This window comes from Pseudomonas sp. RIT-PI-r (assembly GCF_001297015.1).
Classification (GTDB): domain Bacteria; phylum Pseudomonadota; class Gammaproteobacteria; order Pseudomonadales; family Pseudomonadaceae; genus Aquipseudomonas.
Map to the genome: position 1 here is coordinate 146,666 of NZ_LIGE01000018.1, position 17,095 is coordinate 163,760.

17 protein-coding genes and 1 tRNA gene are annotated in these 17,095 nt (G+C 58.3%); 16 read left to right on the forward strand and 2 right to left on the reverse strand.

Features of this window, described 5'->3' with window-relative positions:
* The first annotated feature begins 80 nt into the window (after nt 1-80).
* From AK821_RS06480 to AK821_RS06545, 14 genes are all read left to right on the forward strand, one after another.
* Nucleotides 81-156 (forward strand) — tRNA-Phe (locus tag AK821_RS06480).
* A 172-nt stretch (nt 157-328) separates the two neighbouring features.
* Nucleotides 329-733 (forward strand): hypothetical protein, encoded by a 405-nt coding sequence (locus AK821_RS06485; protein ID WP_064388927.1) that lies wholly within the window; start codon nt 329-331, stop codon nt 731-733.
* A 9-nt stretch (nt 734-742) separates the two neighbouring features.
* The gene (locus AK821_RS06490; RefSeq protein WP_064388928.1) at nt 743-1,264 is read left to right on the forward strand and encodes a GNAT family N-acetyltransferase; all 522 of its coding nucleotides are present in this window, start codon (nt 743-745) and stop codon (nt 1,262-1,264) included.
* Between the two features lie 427 nt (nt 1,265-1,691).
* Nucleotides 1,692-2,666 (forward strand): 2,3-diaminopropionate biosynthesis protein SbnA, encoded by a 975-nt coding sequence (gene sbnA / locus AK821_RS31335; protein WP_371920130.1) that lies wholly within the window; start codon nt 1,692-1,694, stop codon nt 2,664-2,666.
* A 6-nt stretch (nt 2,667-2,672) separates the two neighbouring features.
* The gene (gene sbnB / locus AK821_RS31340; protein WP_064388929.1) at nt 2,673-3,704 is read left to right on the forward strand and encodes a 2,3-diaminopropionate biosynthesis protein SbnB; all 1,032 of its coding nucleotides are present in this window, start codon (nt 2,673-2,675) and stop codon (nt 3,702-3,704) included.
* Nucleotides 3,698-5,488, forward strand: a complete 1,791-nt coding sequence (locus AK821_RS06505) for an FAD/NAD(P)-binding protein (protein WP_064388930.1) — start codon at nt 3,698-3,700, stop codon at nt 5,486-5,488. Before sbnB ends, AK821_RS06505 begins: the two co-directional genes overlap by 7 nt.
* Nucleotides 5,485-6,099 carry a glutathione S-transferase family protein gene (locus AK821_RS06510; protein ID WP_064388931.1) on the forward strand — a complete coding sequence of 205 codons (615 nt, stop codon included), beginning with the start codon at nt 5,485-5,487 and terminating at the stop codon, nt 6,097-6,099. The genes AK821_RS06505 and AK821_RS06510 overlap by 4 nt, the downstream gene beginning before the upstream one ends.
* Nucleotides 6,100-6,116: 17 nt before the next feature.
* Nucleotides 6,117-7,541: an L-lactate permease gene (locus AK821_RS06515; protein WP_064388932.1), complete on the forward strand. Its 1,425-nt coding sequence runs from the start codon at nt 6,117-6,119 to the stop codon at nt 7,539-7,541.
* 29 nt (nt 7,542-7,570) lie between these two features.
* Nucleotides 7,571-9,049 carry an aminotransferase-like domain-containing protein gene (locus AK821_RS06520; RefSeq protein WP_064388933.1) on the forward strand — a complete coding sequence of 493 codons (1,479 nt, stop codon included), beginning with the start codon at nt 7,571-7,573 and terminating at the stop codon, nt 9,047-9,049.
* Nucleotides 9,050-9,070: 21 nt separating this feature from the next.
* The gene (locus AK821_RS06525; protein WP_064388934.1) at nt 9,071-9,418 is read left to right on the forward strand and encodes a hypothetical protein; all 348 of its coding nucleotides are present in this window, start codon (nt 9,071-9,073) and stop codon (nt 9,416-9,418) included.
* Between the two features lie 385 nt (nt 9,419-9,803).
* The gene (locus tag AK821_RS06530; RefSeq protein ID WP_064388935.1) at nt 9,804-10,862 is read left to right on the forward strand and encodes a PDDEXK nuclease domain-containing protein; all 1,059 of its coding nucleotides are present in this window, start codon (nt 9,804-9,806) and stop codon (nt 10,860-10,862) included.
* A 68-nt stretch (nt 10,863-10,930) separates the two neighbouring features.
* The gene (locus AK821_RS06535; protein ID WP_064388936.1) at nt 10,931-11,905 is read left to right on the forward strand and encodes an alpha/beta hydrolase family protein; all 975 of its coding nucleotides are present in this window, start codon (nt 10,931-10,933) and stop codon (nt 11,903-11,905) included.
* 29 nt (nt 11,906-11,934) lie between these two features.
* Entirely contained in the window at nt 11,935-12,348 is a 414-nt protein-coding gene (locus AK821_RS06540) for a hypothetical protein (RefSeq protein WP_064388937.1), read from the forward strand.
* 6 nt (nt 12,349-12,354) lie between these two features.
* A complete protein-coding gene (locus AK821_RS06545) occupies nt 12,355-12,807 on the forward strand; it encodes a hypothetical protein (protein ID WP_064388938.1) in 453 nt (150 codons plus the stop codon).
* An 83-nt stretch (nt 12,808-12,890) separates the two neighbouring features.
* Here the strand turns inward: AK821_RS06545 and AK821_RS06550 are convergent, their stop codons facing one another.
* The gene (locus AK821_RS06550; RefSeq protein ID WP_064388939.1) at nt 12,891-13,217 is read right to left on the reverse strand and encodes a hypothetical protein; all 327 of its coding nucleotides are present in this window, start codon (nt 13,215-13,217) and stop codon (nt 12,891-12,893) included.
* A 369-nt stretch (nt 13,218-13,586) separates the two neighbouring features.
* A complete protein-coding gene (gene gabP / locus AK821_RS06555; protein WP_064388940.1) occupies nt 13,587-14,978 on the reverse strand; it encodes a GABA permease in 1,392 nt (463 codons plus the stop codon).
* Nucleotides 14,979-15,531: 553 nt separating this feature from the next.
* Between gabP and AK821_RS06560 the strand changes: the two genes are divergently transcribed.
* Nucleotides 15,532-16,305, forward strand: coding sequence for an ABC transporter ATP-binding protein (locus AK821_RS06560; RefSeq protein ID WP_007909167.1), 774 nt, complete (start codon nt 15,532-15,534; stop codon nt 16,303-16,305).
* 13 nt (nt 16,306-16,318) lie between these two features.
* The gene (locus tag AK821_RS06565) at nt 16,319-17,068 is read left to right on the forward strand and encodes an ABC transporter substrate-binding protein (protein ID WP_008080539.1); all 750 of its coding nucleotides are present in this window, start codon (nt 16,319-16,321) and stop codon (nt 17,066-17,068) included.
* Nucleotides 17,069-17,095 lie beyond the last annotated feature (27 nt).

Here is a 17,095-nt window from a genome sequence, read left to right on the forward strand (position 1 = left end):
CGTAAGCGACGGAATTAATTTAAGAAATTTTAAAAAAGTCGTTGACGTAAATCCGAAAAACCCTTTTAATGCGCCCCGTTGCCCAGATAGCTCAGTCGGTAGAGCAGGGGATTGAAAATCCCCGTGTCGGCGGTTCGATTCCGTCTCTGGGCACCAAATACCGAAAACCCTGAATCGCAAGATTCAGGGTTTTTTTATGCCTGCGATTTAATACGCCGTGTTACAGCCAAGCTTACGCCGTCCAATAGCAGTTATTTTTTGCAATCAAGACTGAGGCGCAGATTTCAAGAGAGTTGTGATAGCGTAAAGGTACACAGAGGTATGCATCGTGAACAAACCGGCTCATCAAAAACCTGCGCGGCTCGCTGCCAGCAAAAAGACATCGATTTTCGTCCGTGGCAAAGACGGGAGGATTTCGGCTGCTCTGCTGAATGCGGACGTTGTGGTTGAGCGGCATGCCACGAAAAGCCTTGCAAGCAGCGCACTTAGTCAGGCCGGATCGGTAAAGACTCATTCAGCACGTGCCCCGCACTTGTCCAACATCGAGCGTGAGCTTGCCGAACTCCGAAAGGTAGTCGCTGCGCTGGCTGTTCGCTCTGTTGCTCATGAAGAGAAGGCAGCTGACTTTGATGTCGTGAGCATTACAGTTCTCGATGCCGATACGGCCTACCAACTGCTGGATAGCCCACCAGAGCCCACTGAAGCACTTCGCAATCTGATTGCCTTGCGCTAAGGGCTTTCAATGGATTTCATTACCTGCGACTTCGACAAGTTGATTGATCGCACTGCGTTCGATTGCAAGATCCACCAAGATCTGAACGCGTACATTGCCCAACATGCAGGACAAGACGAAAAACGCAATCTTTCACGCACATTCATGTATATCGAAGAGGGTGTTTTGCTGGGTTATTACACGTTGGCGAATGCTTCTACAGCGCTCAATGAACTTAGCGAAGAACAAAAAAAGAAGATGCCTCGATACCCAATGCCGGCAGTCCTATTGAGCCGGTTGGCAGTAGATAGGAGCGCTCAGGGAAAGGGGCTTGGCCTGCGGCTCATGTCTGACTTCTTCCGTCGCGTGCATACGGTATCCAAGCAGTCAGGGGTAGCATTTGTTGTCGTTGACGCAAAAGACCAGGGCGCTGCCGATTTCTATCGAGGCAAACTGGGGTTTGTACCTTCAACGAGCAACCCTTTACGGCTGGTACTTTCCACCGCCACTTTGATCCAGGCATTCCAATCCCAAAAACAAGCTTCCCGTTAATCATTCCGATACCGAAAACCCTGAATCGCAAGATTCAGGGTTTTTTTATGCCTGCGATTTGATCATCCGCTCCAATCCCCCGCCACGCCCTCCCCTCTTCAGACCCCATCGCCATCGGGTGTACTGGAAAAAACCGAAAATCTGTATCTCTCACTGCGCCAGGAAAATCGCCAGTATTTGCTCAGCCCTGGCGAACCATTTCTGGCTCTACCTTGCGCGCCACCACCCTCTGGATGTCTTCCCGACACCAGAACGCAAAACATGATTTTTTTAATAGATCGGCGTCCACCGCAAGGTCACCTCCCGTCCAGCTAAAAAATCCAAAAACCACCCCAACGGGCGAACGGCAACGACTGCTTTTCAAACACCCCAGGACTGATGCTGGCGACTGATTGCGCCCGGCATAAACGAGCGAAACGGACGACGTATGATCAAACAACTTATCAATGAAGATAGTTATGTGCAGATCGAGGATCTTTGCAGCGCAAGGATTCAATTGAAGATCGAAGGACTGAATCCTGCCGGATCCATCAAGCTCAAAACCGCTCATGCGATCATTACCGACCTGGAAGGTCGCGGATTGATCAACCGCAATACCCGTCTGATCGAATCTTCATCAGGCAACCTCGGCGTGGCGCTGGCCATGGTGTGCGCCGCCAAGGGCTACAAGTTCGTCTGCGTGATCGATCCGAATATTTCTGCGCCGAACAGAAAGCTGATGCACGCCCTCGGTGCCGAGATGCTCATGGTTGATCAGCGCGACGAAAACGGCGGGTACCTGAATTCGCGGATTCGTCTGATCGAGCAACTGGTCGCCGACAACGCCGACTACATCTGGCTCAATCAATACAAGAACCCGATCAACCCTCTGGCGCACTACCAGGCCACAGCCAAGTCGATTGCCCACAAGTTTCCCCACGTGGACTACCTCTTCGTCGGCGCTGGCACGACCGGCACGCTGATGGGCTGCAAGAACTACTTCGCCGAACATCGCCCGCACACCAAAGTCATCGCCGTCGACACCGTCGGCTCGGTCACATTCGGCTTGCCTGGCGGTACGCGCCATATTCCGGGGCTTGGCACCAGTCGTCGTCCGGAAATCTTCGAGCCTGCCGGCATCCACGATTTCCTGTCCATCCCGGAGGAGCAGACGATCAAGGTCTGCCGTTGGCTGGCACAACGTTACGGCCTGCTTTTCGGTGGTTCCACCGGCACGGTCCTCGCCGGTGTTCAGCAATGGGCGCACCACATCCGCCCCGACGATGTGGTGGTGGCGATCTCACCGGACATGGGTGAGCGCTACCTCGAAACCATCTACTCCGACGACTGGGTCACCCAACGCATCGGCGCTACCGCACTGCACCCCCTCTTCCCAGAAATCGCTCTGGCACTTTCGGCGTAATCCCTCATGACCACACAATCATCGCTTCGACCATTCCACGTCATTCCAGGCGCAGCCATCAAAAGCATTCTCGACGAGCTTCGTCAGGAAGCCATCGAGATCGTTGCCCAGACGTACCTGACCCACGAACGTGGCGAAACCGTTAACCCCGACAGTTATTTCCTGCGCTTTGCGGCGCAGCCGGCGAACCGGATCATTGCCTTGCCGGCTGCGATCATCGACGGCGAGGGCGATCAATCAGTCTCCGGAATCAAGTGGATCGCCAGTTATCCGGACAATATCAAGTCAGGTATCCCGCGCGCGTCTGCGGTGCTGATCCTCAATGATCCAGACACCGGATATCCGTACGCGCTGCTCGAAGGTGCGCTGATCAGCGCCGTCAGAACCGCCGCGTCTGCAGTGCTCGGAGCCTGGTGGCTGAACGGCCGGAACAAGCGCGCGCCGCGGCTTTCGATCATTGGCGGCGGCGTGATTGCACGCAATATCCTCGAGACGTTCTTCAGCGATGACTGGTCGTTCGACCGCGTGGAAATTCACGATCTCAACGCCGAATCAGCCCAGGCGCTGGCGACATTCGGCGAACAACTCGGTTTGCCGGATGTACAGCAGGTTTCGCTGGAAGAGGCACTGAGCGCTGACGTTGTGGTTTTCGCCACCAGCGCCGGCGAACCCTACGTCAACGGCAAAGGCACATTCCGCGCGGGCCAGATTGTGCTGAACATCTCGCTACGGGATATCGGCGCGGAAATCATCGAGGAAAGTTACAACTATTTCGATGACATCACCCACTGTCTGAAAGCCAATACCTCGCCACACCTGGCTGAACAGAAATACGGTCACCGTGATTTCGTCACCGGCACCGTTGCGCAGCTGATTCGCGGCGACCTGCATGTCGCTCGCGACAAACCGTTGATCTATTCGCCGTTCGGCATGGGCATTCTCGATCTGGCGATTGGCCGGATGATTCATGACATCGCGGTCAAAGAAGGCTCGGCTGTCGCGATTCCATCCTTTTTCGGGGAGGAGCGCAGATGGTGAAGGCTCCTCTGCATATCGGCCTGGTCGGCTGTGGATCGCGCGGGCTGTCGATTTTCGAACGCCTGCTGAGCCTCGCCGAAGAGCGCCCGGATCAGCCGCTGATCATCGACATTTTTGATCCCAATGTACTCGGCAGCGGTGCGCACTGGCCGGATCAACCCGATTACCTGCTGCTCAATACCGTTGCCGGACAACTGGGCGTGTTTCCCGATGTGCCAGCGCTGGGAAATCTTCAGGATGCACGAGAACGGCCAGGTCCGGACTTCCTCGCCTGGTGCCTGCAGCAGCGCATCAAGGTCGATCCCGAGAGTGGCCTGCTGGCCCAAGAGGGACGAGACGTCGAGCCGCAGGATTTCCTGCCGAGGCATTTGCTCGGCGCTTATCTGGCGGACGCCTTCGAGCAAATTTTCGCGACGGCGCCGCACTGGGTCAGTGTGCACCTGCACCATCAGGCCGTTACGGCGGTGGAGGCCCTTGAGGGCCATCAATACGTGTTGCGCACGACCTCAGGTACGTCGGCGACCGTCGATCGACTGATCCTGACAGTCGGCCATACAGGCCGTGTACGTCCGGCCGATCCTGAGCGCATCGAAGACGTCTATCCGTTGCCACACAGCCTCGCCAGCATCAAGCCCGGCGAAACCGTGCTGATCGAAGGCCTCGGGCTTGGCGCAATGGATACACTGGCGGCACTGACCGCCGGCAGGGGCGGCAAGTACAAGCCGATGGCAGACGCCAGTCACGTGTATCACCCTTCTGGCCAGGAGCCGGTGATCTACATTCAATCACGCGACGGTCTGCCGTTTCGCACCCGACCCAACGGCCTGATCGATTTTGCCCGGCATCAGGCGGTACTGCTGACGAGTGCGCGCATCGAAGACCTGCGTGCGCATGCAAAGAACCGCCAGCTGGATTTCGAGCAAGACATTTTGCCGATCATGCTGCTGGAGATGCGTGCCGCCGCTGTCGCCGTCCTGCACGCCAAAGCAATACCCGAACAGCATCACCAGGTACTCGACCGCCTCAGGGAGGTCAGCGTCCCTGGAAGCGCGGGCATAGCCGCTTGCGAAGCGCGGCTGCGTGAATACGAAGAGAGTGTCGGGTCGATCAATCCGCAAGCACTGATCTGGCATGCGCTGCCCGACAGCGTGACCCCGCACAACTACCACTCGTGGATCTATCACGCGCTCGAAGCCGACTTGCACGAGGCGCGGCTTGGGCGCGGTGAATCGGCAATCAAGGCAGCCATTGAAGTCTGGCGCGACCTGCGTGACCGGCTGCGTCAAGCCGTTGATTTTGACGGGCTGACCGACGCCTCGCACCGCCAGTTCTATGGCCGTTGGCACAAGGCGATCAACCGCCTCGTCGCCGGCCCGCAGAAAGAGCGTCACGCCGACCTGCTCGCACTGTGTGACGCCGGTCTGCTGACGTTTCTCAAGCCAGGCACGCAACCTGCGACTGCGCATTACCGCCGGGTCGCCGGCTATGTCCAGGGCAGCGGGGTGAGCAACAGCGATTGCGCGCCGGTACGCGATCTGGCCCGCCTCGGTTTCATCCGCCCGCGCACCGACGAACCCGGCATCGACGGCATTGATGTCGACGCTGCCTGCCATCCCAGGTCGAGCCTGGGTGAGCCGGTACGCAACATCTGGGTACTCGGCCCGCTTGCCGAAGGCTCCTGCTACTACAACCACTACGTCACCTCGGCCGGCGCGCCTTCGCGTCTGTTCATGGACGCGCATCGCGCGGCCACCGCAATCCTTGAGGCAGGTACCCCAGCATGAAACTTTTCTACCAGACGCATTCGCCTTACGCCCGCAAGGTGCTGGTGCTCGCTCATGAACTCGGGATCGCTGCGGACCTTGAGGTAATTCACCACGAGACCAGCCCGACCTCGCCAAACGCAGTCATCTACAACGCCAATCCCTTGGGCAAGGTCCCGGTGCTGATCCTCCCCGACGAGACGGCACTCTTCGACTCCATCGTGATTTGTGAATACCTCGACGACCTGAGCCGAGGTTCGAAATTCATCCCGCCAAGCGGCCCCGAGCGCTACAAGGCGTTGCGTCTGCAGGCATTGGCGCAGGGCATGTGCGACGTCGGCATCAAGCTGCGCTGGGAAGTCGAGCGTCGTCCGCAAGCCTTGCGCTATCCGGCCTACGCCGAGGGCCAGGCCTACAAACTCAAAGAGGCCTACCGCTTCATCGAAGAGCACGTCGACCTCAATGGCCCGATCACCATCGGCCACATTGCCTTGGCGACGGCACTCGACTGGATCGCCTTTCGCGAGTTGTCGGATTTTTCCGCGCAGCAGCGCCTGACCGAGTGGTATCAGACTTTTTGTGAGCGTGCGTCCATGCGGGCGACCGAGTACAGCGGGCAGACTCACGATTAAGTTAAGGGAAACTGTGTATGACTTCGCTCTTGTTGCAATTGTCGCCGATCGGTCTGGTGATCGCGCTGATACTCATCGTCCGCCGGCCACCGGTACAAGCCGCACTGGCGGGCGTGGCGCTGGTGTTCCTGTTATGGGCACTGGGGGCTGCCGGACCGGTGTCGGCAGCAATCACCACGGCTATTTTCCAGGACACCACGATCCTGTTTCTCAGCACCGCGTGCGTAATCGTGCCGGGACTGGCGTTCGTCATATTGGTCGAACGCGGCGGTGCACCTCAGGCCATCGGCGCCTGGGTCAAGGAACTCGGCTGGACTCCGCCGGCACAAGTCATCTTCATCGTCCTCGGCCTCGCGCCGCTGCTTGAAGCGATGACCGGTTTTGGCGTCTCGCTGATTGCGACAGTGCCGCTGTTGATGGGCCTGTTCACCCGTCAGTCGGGGATGAAAATCGCCCTCGCCGGGATGGTCATCATGCCGTGGGGCACGTTGGGCCTGGCGACGGTGATCGGTGCGTTGCTGGCGCACTTGCCTGCGGAAACACTTGGTAGCCATTCGGCTCTGATCAGCGCCCCGGTGTTCCTCTGCCTGGCCGCCATCGCTCTGTGGCAAGCCGGTATCCGCACCGTGGCACCGTGGCTCGGGCTGATGGTGGTCACCGCGCTGTTCATCGCCGTGCTGTTTTCCATCAACCTGTGGATCGGGCCGGAAGTTTCCGGCGTGCTGGCCGGCCTCGCCGTTGCCTGCATCGGCCTGGGCATTTCCTTCGCGCAGCGCAAAAAGCTGGTGCGCTGGCCGAGCGCGGCATGGCCGTATCTGGCCTTGCTGGGCGTTATTGTCGCCTCGCGCGGGCTGTTTGTACTGTCGGGATGGGATGCACTGTGGATCGTCAAAGGCGAGCATGTTTCGTGGAAGCCTTTGGCGTCCCCTGGCCTGGCGCTGCTGATCGTCACTCTGCTGATGGCCGTCAGGCAAGCCACGGCGACGGGCTTCCCATGGCGCGCACTGTTTAACCGGGCAAAGTTTCCGGTCACGACGATTTTCCTGTTTCTGCTGCTGTCGCAGGTGATGGTCAACGCCGGATTTCTGGTCGAAGCACAGCGCACACTGCAATCGTTGTCGGGAATTTCCCTGGCGCCGACGATCGCACTGCTGGCGGGTATTGCCGGTTATGTCACCGGCTCCAACGTGGGCGGCAACACCCTCGTCATGCCGTCGATTGCGGCATTGACCAGTGAGCACGGCCCATGGCTGGCCGCGATGGTCAACAGTGCGGCCGGGCATGGTGCGCTTGGGTCTTTATCGATTCTGTCGCTGATCACCGGGCTGGCAGGTGCCAACCGACATGAAGAAAACGGACTGATTCGATTCGCTTTTGGCCTGGTTGCGCTGAACATCGTCATTGTTGCTGCAACGGGGATGGTTTTACTCTATTTTCTCTGAATTGTTTCCAGGAATGACCAAGAGAACTTATGGACAGGTTTGATCTACCGGACAAGCGCTGGCGAATCGTCAAGGACTGGATTATTCGTCAGATCGAAAGTGGTGAATGGGCAGCCGAATCCAAGCTGCCGTCGATCCGGTCTCTGGCCCGAATGTTCGAAACCAGCATCACCACCGTCCAGCGCGCGTTGGCTGACCTGGAAGCCGATGCCTACGTTTCCACCATCGCGCGCGTCGGCTATTTCGTTTCCGCGGCCGGTCGGGCCAAACCGGCCAGCGGTTTCGACCTCTCCAGCGTCACTGTCAACGTCAACCATGCCGTGGTCGCGATGCTCTCCCAAGCAGCCTCGCGCACCACGGCGTCATTGAGTTCTGCGGTGCTGCACAGCGATCTGACGCCGCACGTGCTATTGAACAAATGCCTTTCGGTGATGGCCGGCAAGGCCGACAACTCTCTGACCGGTCTGGTGGCACCGCCCGGCCTTCCAGCCTTACGTCGGCGCATTGCCGGGCTGATGCTGACGCGCGGTGTCGTTTGCGGGCCAGACGATATCCTCGTGACCTCGGGCGACACCGTCGCGCTTGAACTGGCACTCGAAGCCGTCGCGACGAAAGGCTCGACAGTGGCCATCGAAACACCGACCTACTACGGCATCCTGCAGACCATCGAACGGCTGGGCATGCGTGCCCTGCCGATTCGCACCCACGGCACACTGGGCATCGACGTCGATCACCTCGAAGAAGCCCTGAAGCAGAAAAAAGTCTCAGTGATTTTTCTCAATCCCACCCTGCAGAATCCCCGCGGCTTCATCATGCCCGATGAGACCCGGGCACGGCTTTCGCAGATTGCCCGCGAAGCGGATGTGCCGATCATCGAAGACGATATTTTCTTTGATCTGGTGCCTGAAGGAGAACGTCCGCGTGCGATCAAAAGCTACGACAGCAGCGGGCAGACGATTTACTGCTCATCATTTTCGAAAACGGTCGCGCCGGGTTACCGCGTCGGCTGGTGCGTCGCCGGGAAATACCGCGAGGCGATTCTTGCGCAAATGTTCTCGCGCAATCTGGCAGTTTCGAGCCTCGCGCAAAATGTCCTGAACGAATTCATAGGCCGCGGCTACATGGAGGAGCATTGCGCACGGCTGAGGTCGCAATTGTCGTCGCTGACGAACCATGTCGAAACGCTGGTACGCAACGACTTCCCCTGTGCAACCGTCTACGTGCCGCCGCGCGGAGGGTTCATCCACTGGATCAAGCTGCCCGCACATACGGACATGTCGGCACTCGAACGCCTGGCCGGTGAGCGCGGTTGTCATGTGGCCGGCAGTGGGATCTTTTTCGCCGATGGGCAGCCATCCACCGGCCTGCGCATCTGCTTGGGTACGACCCTGTCACCGGCGGTGATGCAGATACTGCGAGTGATTGCCGAATGCGCGCACCTCGCCACAGGACCATCGAATGTACGGTTGAAACTGGCTGACTCGCGCGAGGAACCTGTGCTTCCCTAGCGGAAGAGGGCTAATCCTGCAATGAACCAGAAACGAACCCGCGTGCCACTGCCCCATCCGCCGCCGTATCGGCCAAGCCGCGTGACTTACTGGCTGACCCTGCTCGTTGTCGTACTGATGGCCTTCGCCATCGGCGCATCGATCTGGATGCTGGTCGACAGCTGGATCACCGGCTCCATCACCACCAATAATCGCGGCCCTCGCAGCACCTACACCCTGGCCCTGCAACCTCGACAGTTCAAGGCAGAGTTCCTCAAGCAAAGCATCGGCACCGTGTTCATGGTGCTGATGGGGCTGTTCGGGCTTTGGATTTATTGCAAGGTGCAGGAGCCATTGGCCACCTCCAAAGGCAAGCGCACAAAGCGATAAGCAAAGGCCGCATTCAGAGAGTGTTGGCGTAATCGACTGGCAGCAAGACCCTGTCCAGAACCGCTGTGACTGCAATATCGCTATTGCTCGCCATCCCAATGAAACACCAGATTGCGCGCCGCACCGCTGCCAACATCCCGGGCTCTGGCAGAGCCCAACCGTTACGCCTGTTAGATTTTGCATATCGGGTGGGGTTTTAGATTGATTGGAAGTTGGCGGGTGTACGAAATGGACTACAGACCAATACCGTCAATTGCGTCTTTCATCGGCAACGTCCTGCAACACCCATCGCTGCTTCCTGCGAACTTTGCCGTCTGTCCCGACATACGCAAACGGCGACGGTTGGCATGCTTTTACGTCTGTTCCCAATGACGCGGAAGTCCCGATGAACCAGCTGAAACCTGCTGATACGCAAGACCCGAAAATTGATTCATTGCTGGGGGAGCTAGGCGAATTGATTCGTCAGGCGCGGCAAAAAGTGCTGCGAGCGGTTGATACGATTCAAGTGCAGACCTGCTGGCAGATCGGCAGGCATATCGTCGAATTTGAGCAGAATGGTGCCCAGCGTGCTGGCTATGGCAAACAGCTGATTGGCCTGCTGGCGAAGGATCTGACTGGGCAGTTCGGGAAAGGCTTTGATGAAACCAATTTGTGGAAGATGCGCCTGTTTTATCAAAAATTTCCAATTCGAGACGCACTGCGTCCTGAATTGAGCTGGACCCACTATCGCCGGCTACTGCGGGTCGAAAGCGAAAAAGCACGCCATTGGTATATGGATGAATGCGCCAACCTGAACTGGTCAAGCCGCGCCCTCGATCGACAGATCCTGACGCTCTACTACGAGCGGCTGCTCATGAGTCGAGACAAAGCCGATGTGATCGAAGAAGCCACCACCAATATCGAAGCGCTGAAATGCAGCCCGCGCGAGTTCATTCGCGACCCGGTCATGCTCGAGTTTCTCGGCCTGCCGTCAGCGGGCAAGGTCAGGGAAAGTGGTCTGGAACAAGCCCTCATCGACCACCTGCAGGGTTTTCTCCTTGAACTGGGCAAAGGCTTTTCCTTCGTCGCTCGGCAACAACGCATCAGTACCGACGGCGTCGATCTGTACATCGATCTGGTGTTCTACAACTACCTGCTCAAATGCTTTGTGATCATTGACCTTAAACGCGGCAAGCTCAGCGCCCGCGATGTCGGGCAGATGGACATGTATGTGCGCATGTACGACGAACTCAAGCGCAGCGAGGGCGATCAGCCGACCGTCGGGATCATTCTTTGCGCGGAGAGCAGTGAGTCGGTGGCGCGCTACTCGATGCTCAAGGGCAACGAACAACTGTTCGCCAGCAGCTACAAAACGATCTTGCCAAGTGAGGAAGAATTACGCGCAGAGCTCAATCGCGAACAGGCCTTGATCGAGGAACGCCTGCTGACTGAATCCACTGAATGAATTCTGCGGTTTGTTGCGGGGCGGCACTGCGGCTATCGTTGGCAGCTTAACCGTCAAGGTCGAGTGCAATGAGTTGTCAGGACACGCCCGCTATGCAGGATATGCCGTCAAGATCAGCAACTCTGACGGCCGCGCAAGGAAAACCGTTCAAGGAAGCCGCCGCCGACGGTTTTGCCTTGGGTGGTTTCACCTGGTGCCATTCGCTGCACGATACCCAGCGTCCGGTGGTCATCATCAACGCGGCGACATCTGTGCGCTGCCGTCACTACTCGCGATTCGCAGCATATCTGTTCGCCAATGGCTTTGACGTGATCACCTATGACTATCGCGGCATTGGCGAATCACGACACGGCTCAATCAGAGGGCTGGACGCTTCGTGGACAGACTGGGGCGCCCTGGATTTCGAAGCGATGCTCAAACGCGCGCAACGGGCGTTTCCCGGCCAGCCGATTGATGTGGTCGGTCACAGTTTCGGTGGTTGTGCGGCGGGGTTGGCAGAGTCCGGGCGAGATATCCGACGGCTGGTCACTGTCGGCGCACAATTCGCCTACTGGCGCGATTACGCCCCCGAACATCGCTGGCGGATGTTCGGCAAATGGCATCTGCTGATGCCATTGATGACGCTGCTCTGTGGTTATTTTCCCGGCAAACGTTTCGGCTGGCTGGAGGACACGCCAATCGGCGTCGTGCGCGACTGGAGCACCCCTGCCGCGCGTTACGAACGGCGCCCCAGCGGTCGCGCATTGCTGAAAGGAGCCGGCGCCCTGCCCTTCGCCAACGTCAGCGCGCAGACCCTGGCCATCAGCATCAGTGATGATCCGTACGGCACGATTGCCGCCATCGAACGCCTGCTCGGCTACTTCAGCATCGCGCGAAAAACCCACCTGCGCATCACCCCACAGGACATCGGCGAACAACAAGTCGGACATTTCGCCTTTTTTCGCAGCGCATACCAAGCCACACTATGGCCCATCGCTCTGACCTGGCTGCAAACCGGCACACTGGCCCCCGACACACCCGGGCGGCAAGTCCCGCGCAGCTGAGCCTCTCTCAACGCACGACGGAACACATCATGGCCTCCGCCAACAAGCAGCAAAAACGCGCCACCCGGGCCAAAGCCAAGGCCAAGCAGAACCGCACCAAACGCGCCGAAGCCCCGGTTGAGCCGGACCCGAACGATGATCGTATCGACTTCGAGTCGGTGGACCTCACCGAGCTTTTCAAAAAGATGATCGACGCCGAGAAGATCAGCCAGCAGGCCCTGTGCACTGCGTTCCTCGAAGATCCACTGCTGGAACTGGTCTATGAACAGGAAGGCGAAGAGGGCGCGATGGACTTCATCCTCGCCGCGCTGATCGAGTATCGTCAGTGGTCACAGGAAACCGACGAGGCCGGCGCGCTGGCGTGGATCGAATCCCCGGCCTTCCAGGCCGACTATGTGGCGGCGTCCGACGCGATCGCCGCGCAAACCCAACAGAAGAACTGAGTTCCCATGGCATCCCTGAACAAGCAACAGAAACGCGCCAAGCGCGCCAAGGCCAAAGCCAAGCAAATCCGTATGGTCGGCCGCAAGCCGCTGGAGCAGGACGAAGACCTCGATCACCTCGCCGAGCCGATCCCGGAATACACCTTGGCGATGTTCAGCAAAATGCGCGACGCCGAAGCCATCAGCCGCAACGAAATGCTGCTGACGCTACTGCGGGAACTGGCATTCATCATCGTCGATCATCCTGACCTGCTCGATATGGAAAACGCTGAAAACGAAGGCATGGCCGCCACCCACCTGGCCGCCGACATGTTGATCGACTACCGCATGTGGGCCGAAGGCGTAACGATCGAAGAGGCCCAGGCCTGGCTGAGCGAGCCACAGTTCATCACCGATTTCGGGATAGCGCTGGATACTTACAGTAAATCGGTAGACGACAGCGAAGCGAAAGCCGAATAACGCCTGGCGTTAATTCCGGGCGCAAAAAAAACGGGCGCAATCAGTGATGATTGCGCCCGTTTTTTTAAGCCGGATTTTCGCTATCAGATTGCCGCTGCTTCCAGCCGCGGGATCTCCATACCGATTTTCGAGCTGACGTAATTCAGGTCGCCACTGGCAATGGATTGAGCCTTGTAACCGGCGCCGATCAAGTCACGTACGTACAGTTTGTTGTAGATGAACATGAATACGATATTGCTGAAGCCGAAGGTCATGCAGGCCAGGACAAACATGATCGCGGCCCATTTGATGTCACCACGGAACAGCGGCGGCAGGAAACTGAAGAAAAACACAGTCCACGAAAAGCCGATCGGCGCTTCTTTCATCGCACCGGTATTAGGGTTTTTGAATACAACCGATGTAAACGCCATGCATGTCTCTCCTTGATGCCCTGATGGGGGTCGCTGAATGGCCGGGCCAATTCGACTCAGCTTCTACTGCGTGCCGCTCTTGAAAAGTCGGCAACAGAAAATGCACCGAGGCTGACGCGCACGATGAGGAGCAGGCTGGAAAGGGTCGACGGCTTTGGCTGCAAGGCGGGGGCGTGACGAACAATCCGTGTCCTGAAACTCCAATGCACCCGTAACACCGGGATACACATTTCCGGAGAAGGCTACTATCTCGCCATCACTGTGTCCATCAAAGCATGCCTGGATCGATTTGAGGAATGCCCAATGAAAACGACCGCGATCATCTCTGATCGCGGTCGCCTGGCCTCACGTCCAGAAAAGCGGATTGAATTACCGTGCCAAGGCAACACTGAGCTTTTCCTGACGACGTCGGCGTGCCACCAGCAGACCGGTCGCCACCACCATCAGACTCAGCAGGCCAGTCGCGAGGATCTCAACGCGATGCGCTTCCTGGAACAGCATGATGGTCAGGGCCGCGATGATGAAAATGATCACCGCGTAGGTCAGGCCCGGGAACAGCCACATGCTGAAGACGATCTTCTCACCACGGGCCATACGCTGTTTACGCATGCGCAGTTGCGAGAAGGCGATCACCAGGTACACCAGCAGGGCGATGGCGCCGGAGCTCGCCAGGAGGAATTCGAACACCGCAGCCGGTGCCACGTAGTTGGCGAAGGTGCACAGGAACGCCGCGCCAGTCGACAGCATGACCGCCCAGTAAGGCGTGCCGCTTTTGTTGGTGCGGGTCGACATGGCCGGAGCATCGCCACGCTTGCCGAGGGAAAAGAGCATGCGCGACGAGGTGTACAGCGCCGAGTTCAGGCAGCTGGTCACCGCGACAAGAACCACGATGTCGACAATCATTTTCGCGTTCGGGATGCCCATGCGCTCAAGCACGGTCTGGTAGGAACCGAGGTTGGCCAGCGTAGGATCGTTCCATGGCACCAAGGCGACAACGATGAAGATCGAGACGAGGTAGAACAAACCGATCCGCCAGATCACCGAGTTGGTGGCCTTGGAGATTTGCTTGCCCGGGTTCTTCGATTCCGCAGCCGCAATGGTGACGATTTCGGTACCCATGAAGGAGAACATGGTGGTCAGGATTGCACCCAGCACCGCGCCCATGCCGTTTGGCAGGAAGCCGCCGCTGTCGAACAGGTGCGACACGCCGCTGACCTGGCTGTTCGGCAGGAAGCCGAAAATCGCGGCCAGACCGAGGGCGATGAAGCCAATGATCGCCAACACTTTGATCAGGGCAAACCAGAATTCGAATTCGCCGTAATTCTTTACGCTGAACAGATTGGTGATGGTCAGCAGCATGGTGATGACCAAGGCAAAGGCCCAGATATCCACACCCGGGAACCACGCGTGCAGGATGGTGGCGGCGGCATTGGCTTCCAGTGGAATCACCAATACCCAGAACCACCAGTACAGCCAGCCAATGGTGAAGCCAGCCCAGTGTCCGATGGCACGGTCGGCGTAAGTCGAGAACGAACCGGTGTCCGGCGAGGCAACAGCCATTTCGCCGAGCATGCGCATCACCAACACCACCAGGGTACCGGCGGCGGCATAAGCCAACAGCACGGCAGGGCCGGCGGCAGCGATGGCGTGGCCGGAGCCAACGAACAGACCGGCGCCGATGACACCGGCGATCGACAACATGGTCACATGACGCGGTTTGAGCCCCTGTTCGAGGCCATTGGAGCTTGGGGTACTGCTCATCGAAACTACCTTTGCGAGGAAAGCGATTGCGTCCGGCCCGTCTGGTATTTCCTTCTCGTAAAAAGAATCCAACGGGGCGTTCCTTATTCTGCACGCAATAATTGCGCCAAAATATTTCAAAACGTTCTGGGCTGGGGTCTTGCACGCGACCGGACGGTCATCGCAAGTCCTTGAGATTAATGGCTATTCGCCAGAGCGTTACCCTGCGACTCACTTTCAGGACGAATGCGCGCACCAGAAACACACTGAAAAAGTGTGGGGCGCACAATAAAAGGGCGAATCGTGTACGTTCGGCCGGATAGCGCTTCCAACACCCCGCCAAAGCTGGCAACATCGCGCCTTTTTTTACGCGACACCCGCGGGTTTACATGATCAAACACCCGTTCGGTTGTTGATGGGGCGACAGTCTGCTGCGCCGATGCGACAACCTGCCACATGCCACCCGTTTACCGCTCGTAGCGCTGTTGGCTGCCATTGAAACGCTATGCTAGCTTGGCCGCCTCGCCAGGACGGCCATCCAACAGCTGGAGCGCAACATATATGAGGAACGCACATGGCTGAGGCCACGCCCGCGCTTGAAATCCGCAACTTGCACAAACGCTACGGACAGCTTGAGGTGCTCAAAGGCATCTCGCTGACCGCCCGCGACGGCGATGTGATCTCGATCCTCGGTTCCTCCGGTTCCGGCAAGTCCACGTTCCTGCGTTGCATCAACCTGCTGGAAAACCCGCATCAGGGCCAGATCCTGGTGGCCGGTGAAGAACTCAAGCTCAAGGCTGCCAAGAATGGCGAACTGGTTGCCGCCGACGGCAAACAGATCAACCGCCTGCGCTCCGAGATTGGTTTTGTATTTCAAAACTTTAATCTGTGGCCGCACATGAGCATCCTCGACAACATCATCGAGGCACCGCGCCGCGTGCTCGGCCAGAGCAAGGCTGAAGCGATCGAAGTCGCCGAAGCGCTGCTGGCCAAGGTCGGTATCGCCGACAAGCGCCACGCTTACCCGGCGCAATTGTCCGGTGGCCAGCAACAACGCGCGGCAATCGCCCGCACGCTGGCGATGCAACCGAAGGTGATCCTGTTCGACGAGCCCACCTCGGCGCTTGACCCGGAAATGGTTCAGGAAGTACTTAGTGTCATCCGCGCATTGGCCGAAGAAGGCCGCACCATGCTGCTCGTGACCCACGAAATGGGCTTCGCCCGTCAGGTCTCCAGCGAAGTGGTGTTCCTTCACCAAGGCCTTATAGAAGAGCAAGGATCGCCTCAGCAGGTGTTCGAAAACCCGCTTTCGGCGCGCTGCAAACAATTCATGTCCAGCAACCGCTAACGGAGCAACATGCATGCAGAATTTCAAGAAGGTCTTCCTGGCCGCCGCCGTCACCCTCGCGTTCAGCGCCGGTGCCATGGCTGAAACCCTGAAGATGGGCATCGAAGCGGCCTACCCGCCGTTCAACAACAAAGACGCCAGCGGCAACGTGGTCGGCTTCGACAAAGACATCGGCGACGCCCTCTGCGCGAAGATGAAGGTCGAGTGCACCGTGGTCACTTCCGACTGGGACGGCATCATTCCGGCCCTGAACGCGAAGAAGTTCGACTTCCTGATCTCCTCGCTGTCGATCACCGACGAGCGCAAAGGCGCGGTCGACTTCACCGACCCGTACTACTCGAACAAGCTGCAGTTCATCGCCCCGAAAAACGTCGACTTCAAAACCGACAAGGACTCGCTCAAGGGCAAGACCATCGGTACCCAGCGTGCGACCCTGGCCGGCACCTGGCTGGAAGACACCTACGCCGATGACATCAAGGTCAGCCTCTACGACACCCAGGAAAACGCCTACCTCGACCTGACGTCCGGTCGTGTCGACGCAATCCTCGCCGACAAGTACGCCAACTATGACTGGCTGAAAAGCGACGCCGGCAAGAACTACGAGTTCAAAGGCGACCCGGTTGTCGAAAGCGACAAGATCGGCATCGCTGTGCGTAAAGGCGACCCACTGCGCGAGAAGTTGAACGCTGCCCTGAAGGAAATCGTCGCTGACGGTACCTACAAGAAGATCAACGACAAGTACTTCCCGTTCAGCATCTACTGATCCTGACCTGTGGGACTGGCGCCGTGA

Coding starts and splice junctions, on each gene's coding strand:
- gabP (WP_064388940.1), bottom strand. CDS start 14,978: ATGAGCAGTACCCCAAGCTCCAATGGCCTCGAACAGGGGCTCAAACCG.
- AK821_RS06565 (WP_008080539.1), top strand. CDS start 16,319: ATGCAGAATTTCAAGAAGGTCTTCCTGGCCGCCGCCGTCACCCTCGCG.
- AK821_RS06525 (WP_064388934.1), top strand. CDS start 9,071: ATGAACCAGAAACGAACCCGCGTGCCACTGCCCCATCCGCCGCCGTAT.
- AK821_RS06535 (WP_064388936.1), top strand. CDS start 10,931: ATGAGTTGTCAGGACACGCCCGCTATGCAGGATATGCCGTCAAGATCA.
- AK821_RS06530 (WP_064388935.1), top strand. CDS start 9,804: ATGAACCAGCTGAAACCTGCTGATACGCAAGACCCGAAAATTGATTCA.
- sbnA (WP_371920130.1), top strand. CDS start 1,692: ATGATCAAACAACTTATCAATGAAGATAGTTATGTGCAGATCGAGGAT.
- AK821_RS06510 (WP_064388931.1), top strand. CDS start 5,485: ATGAAACTTTTCTACCAGACGCATTCGCCTTACGCCCGCAAGGTGCTG.
- AK821_RS06490 (WP_064388928.1), top strand. CDS start 743: ATGGATTTCATTACCTGCGACTTCGACAAGTTGATTGATCGCACTGCG.
- AK821_RS06550 (WP_064388939.1), bottom strand. CDS start 13,217: ATGGCGTTTACATCGGTTGTATTCAAAAACCCTAATACCGGTGCGATG.
- AK821_RS06560 (WP_007909167.1), top strand. CDS start 15,532: ATGGCTGAGGCCACGCCCGCGCTTGAAATCCGCAACTTGCACAAACGC.
- AK821_RS06540 (WP_064388937.1), top strand. CDS start 11,935: ATGGCCTCCGCCAACAAGCAGCAAAAACGCGCCACCCGGGCCAAAGCC.
- sbnB (WP_064388929.1), top strand. CDS start 2,673: ATGACCACACAATCATCGCTTCGACCATTCCACGTCATTCCAGGCGCA.
- AK821_RS06515 (WP_064388932.1), top strand. CDS start 6,117: ATGACTTCGCTCTTGTTGCAATTGTCGCCGATCGGTCTGGTGATCGCG.
- AK821_RS06520 (WP_064388933.1), top strand. CDS start 7,571: ATGGACAGGTTTGATCTACCGGACAAGCGCTGGCGAATCGTCAAGGAC.
- AK821_RS06545 (WP_064388938.1), top strand. CDS start 12,355: ATGGCATCCCTGAACAAGCAACAGAAACGCGCCAAGCGCGCCAAGGCC.
- AK821_RS06505 (WP_064388930.1), top strand. CDS start 3,698: ATGGTGAAGGCTCCTCTGCATATCGGCCTGGTCGGCTGTGGATCGCGC.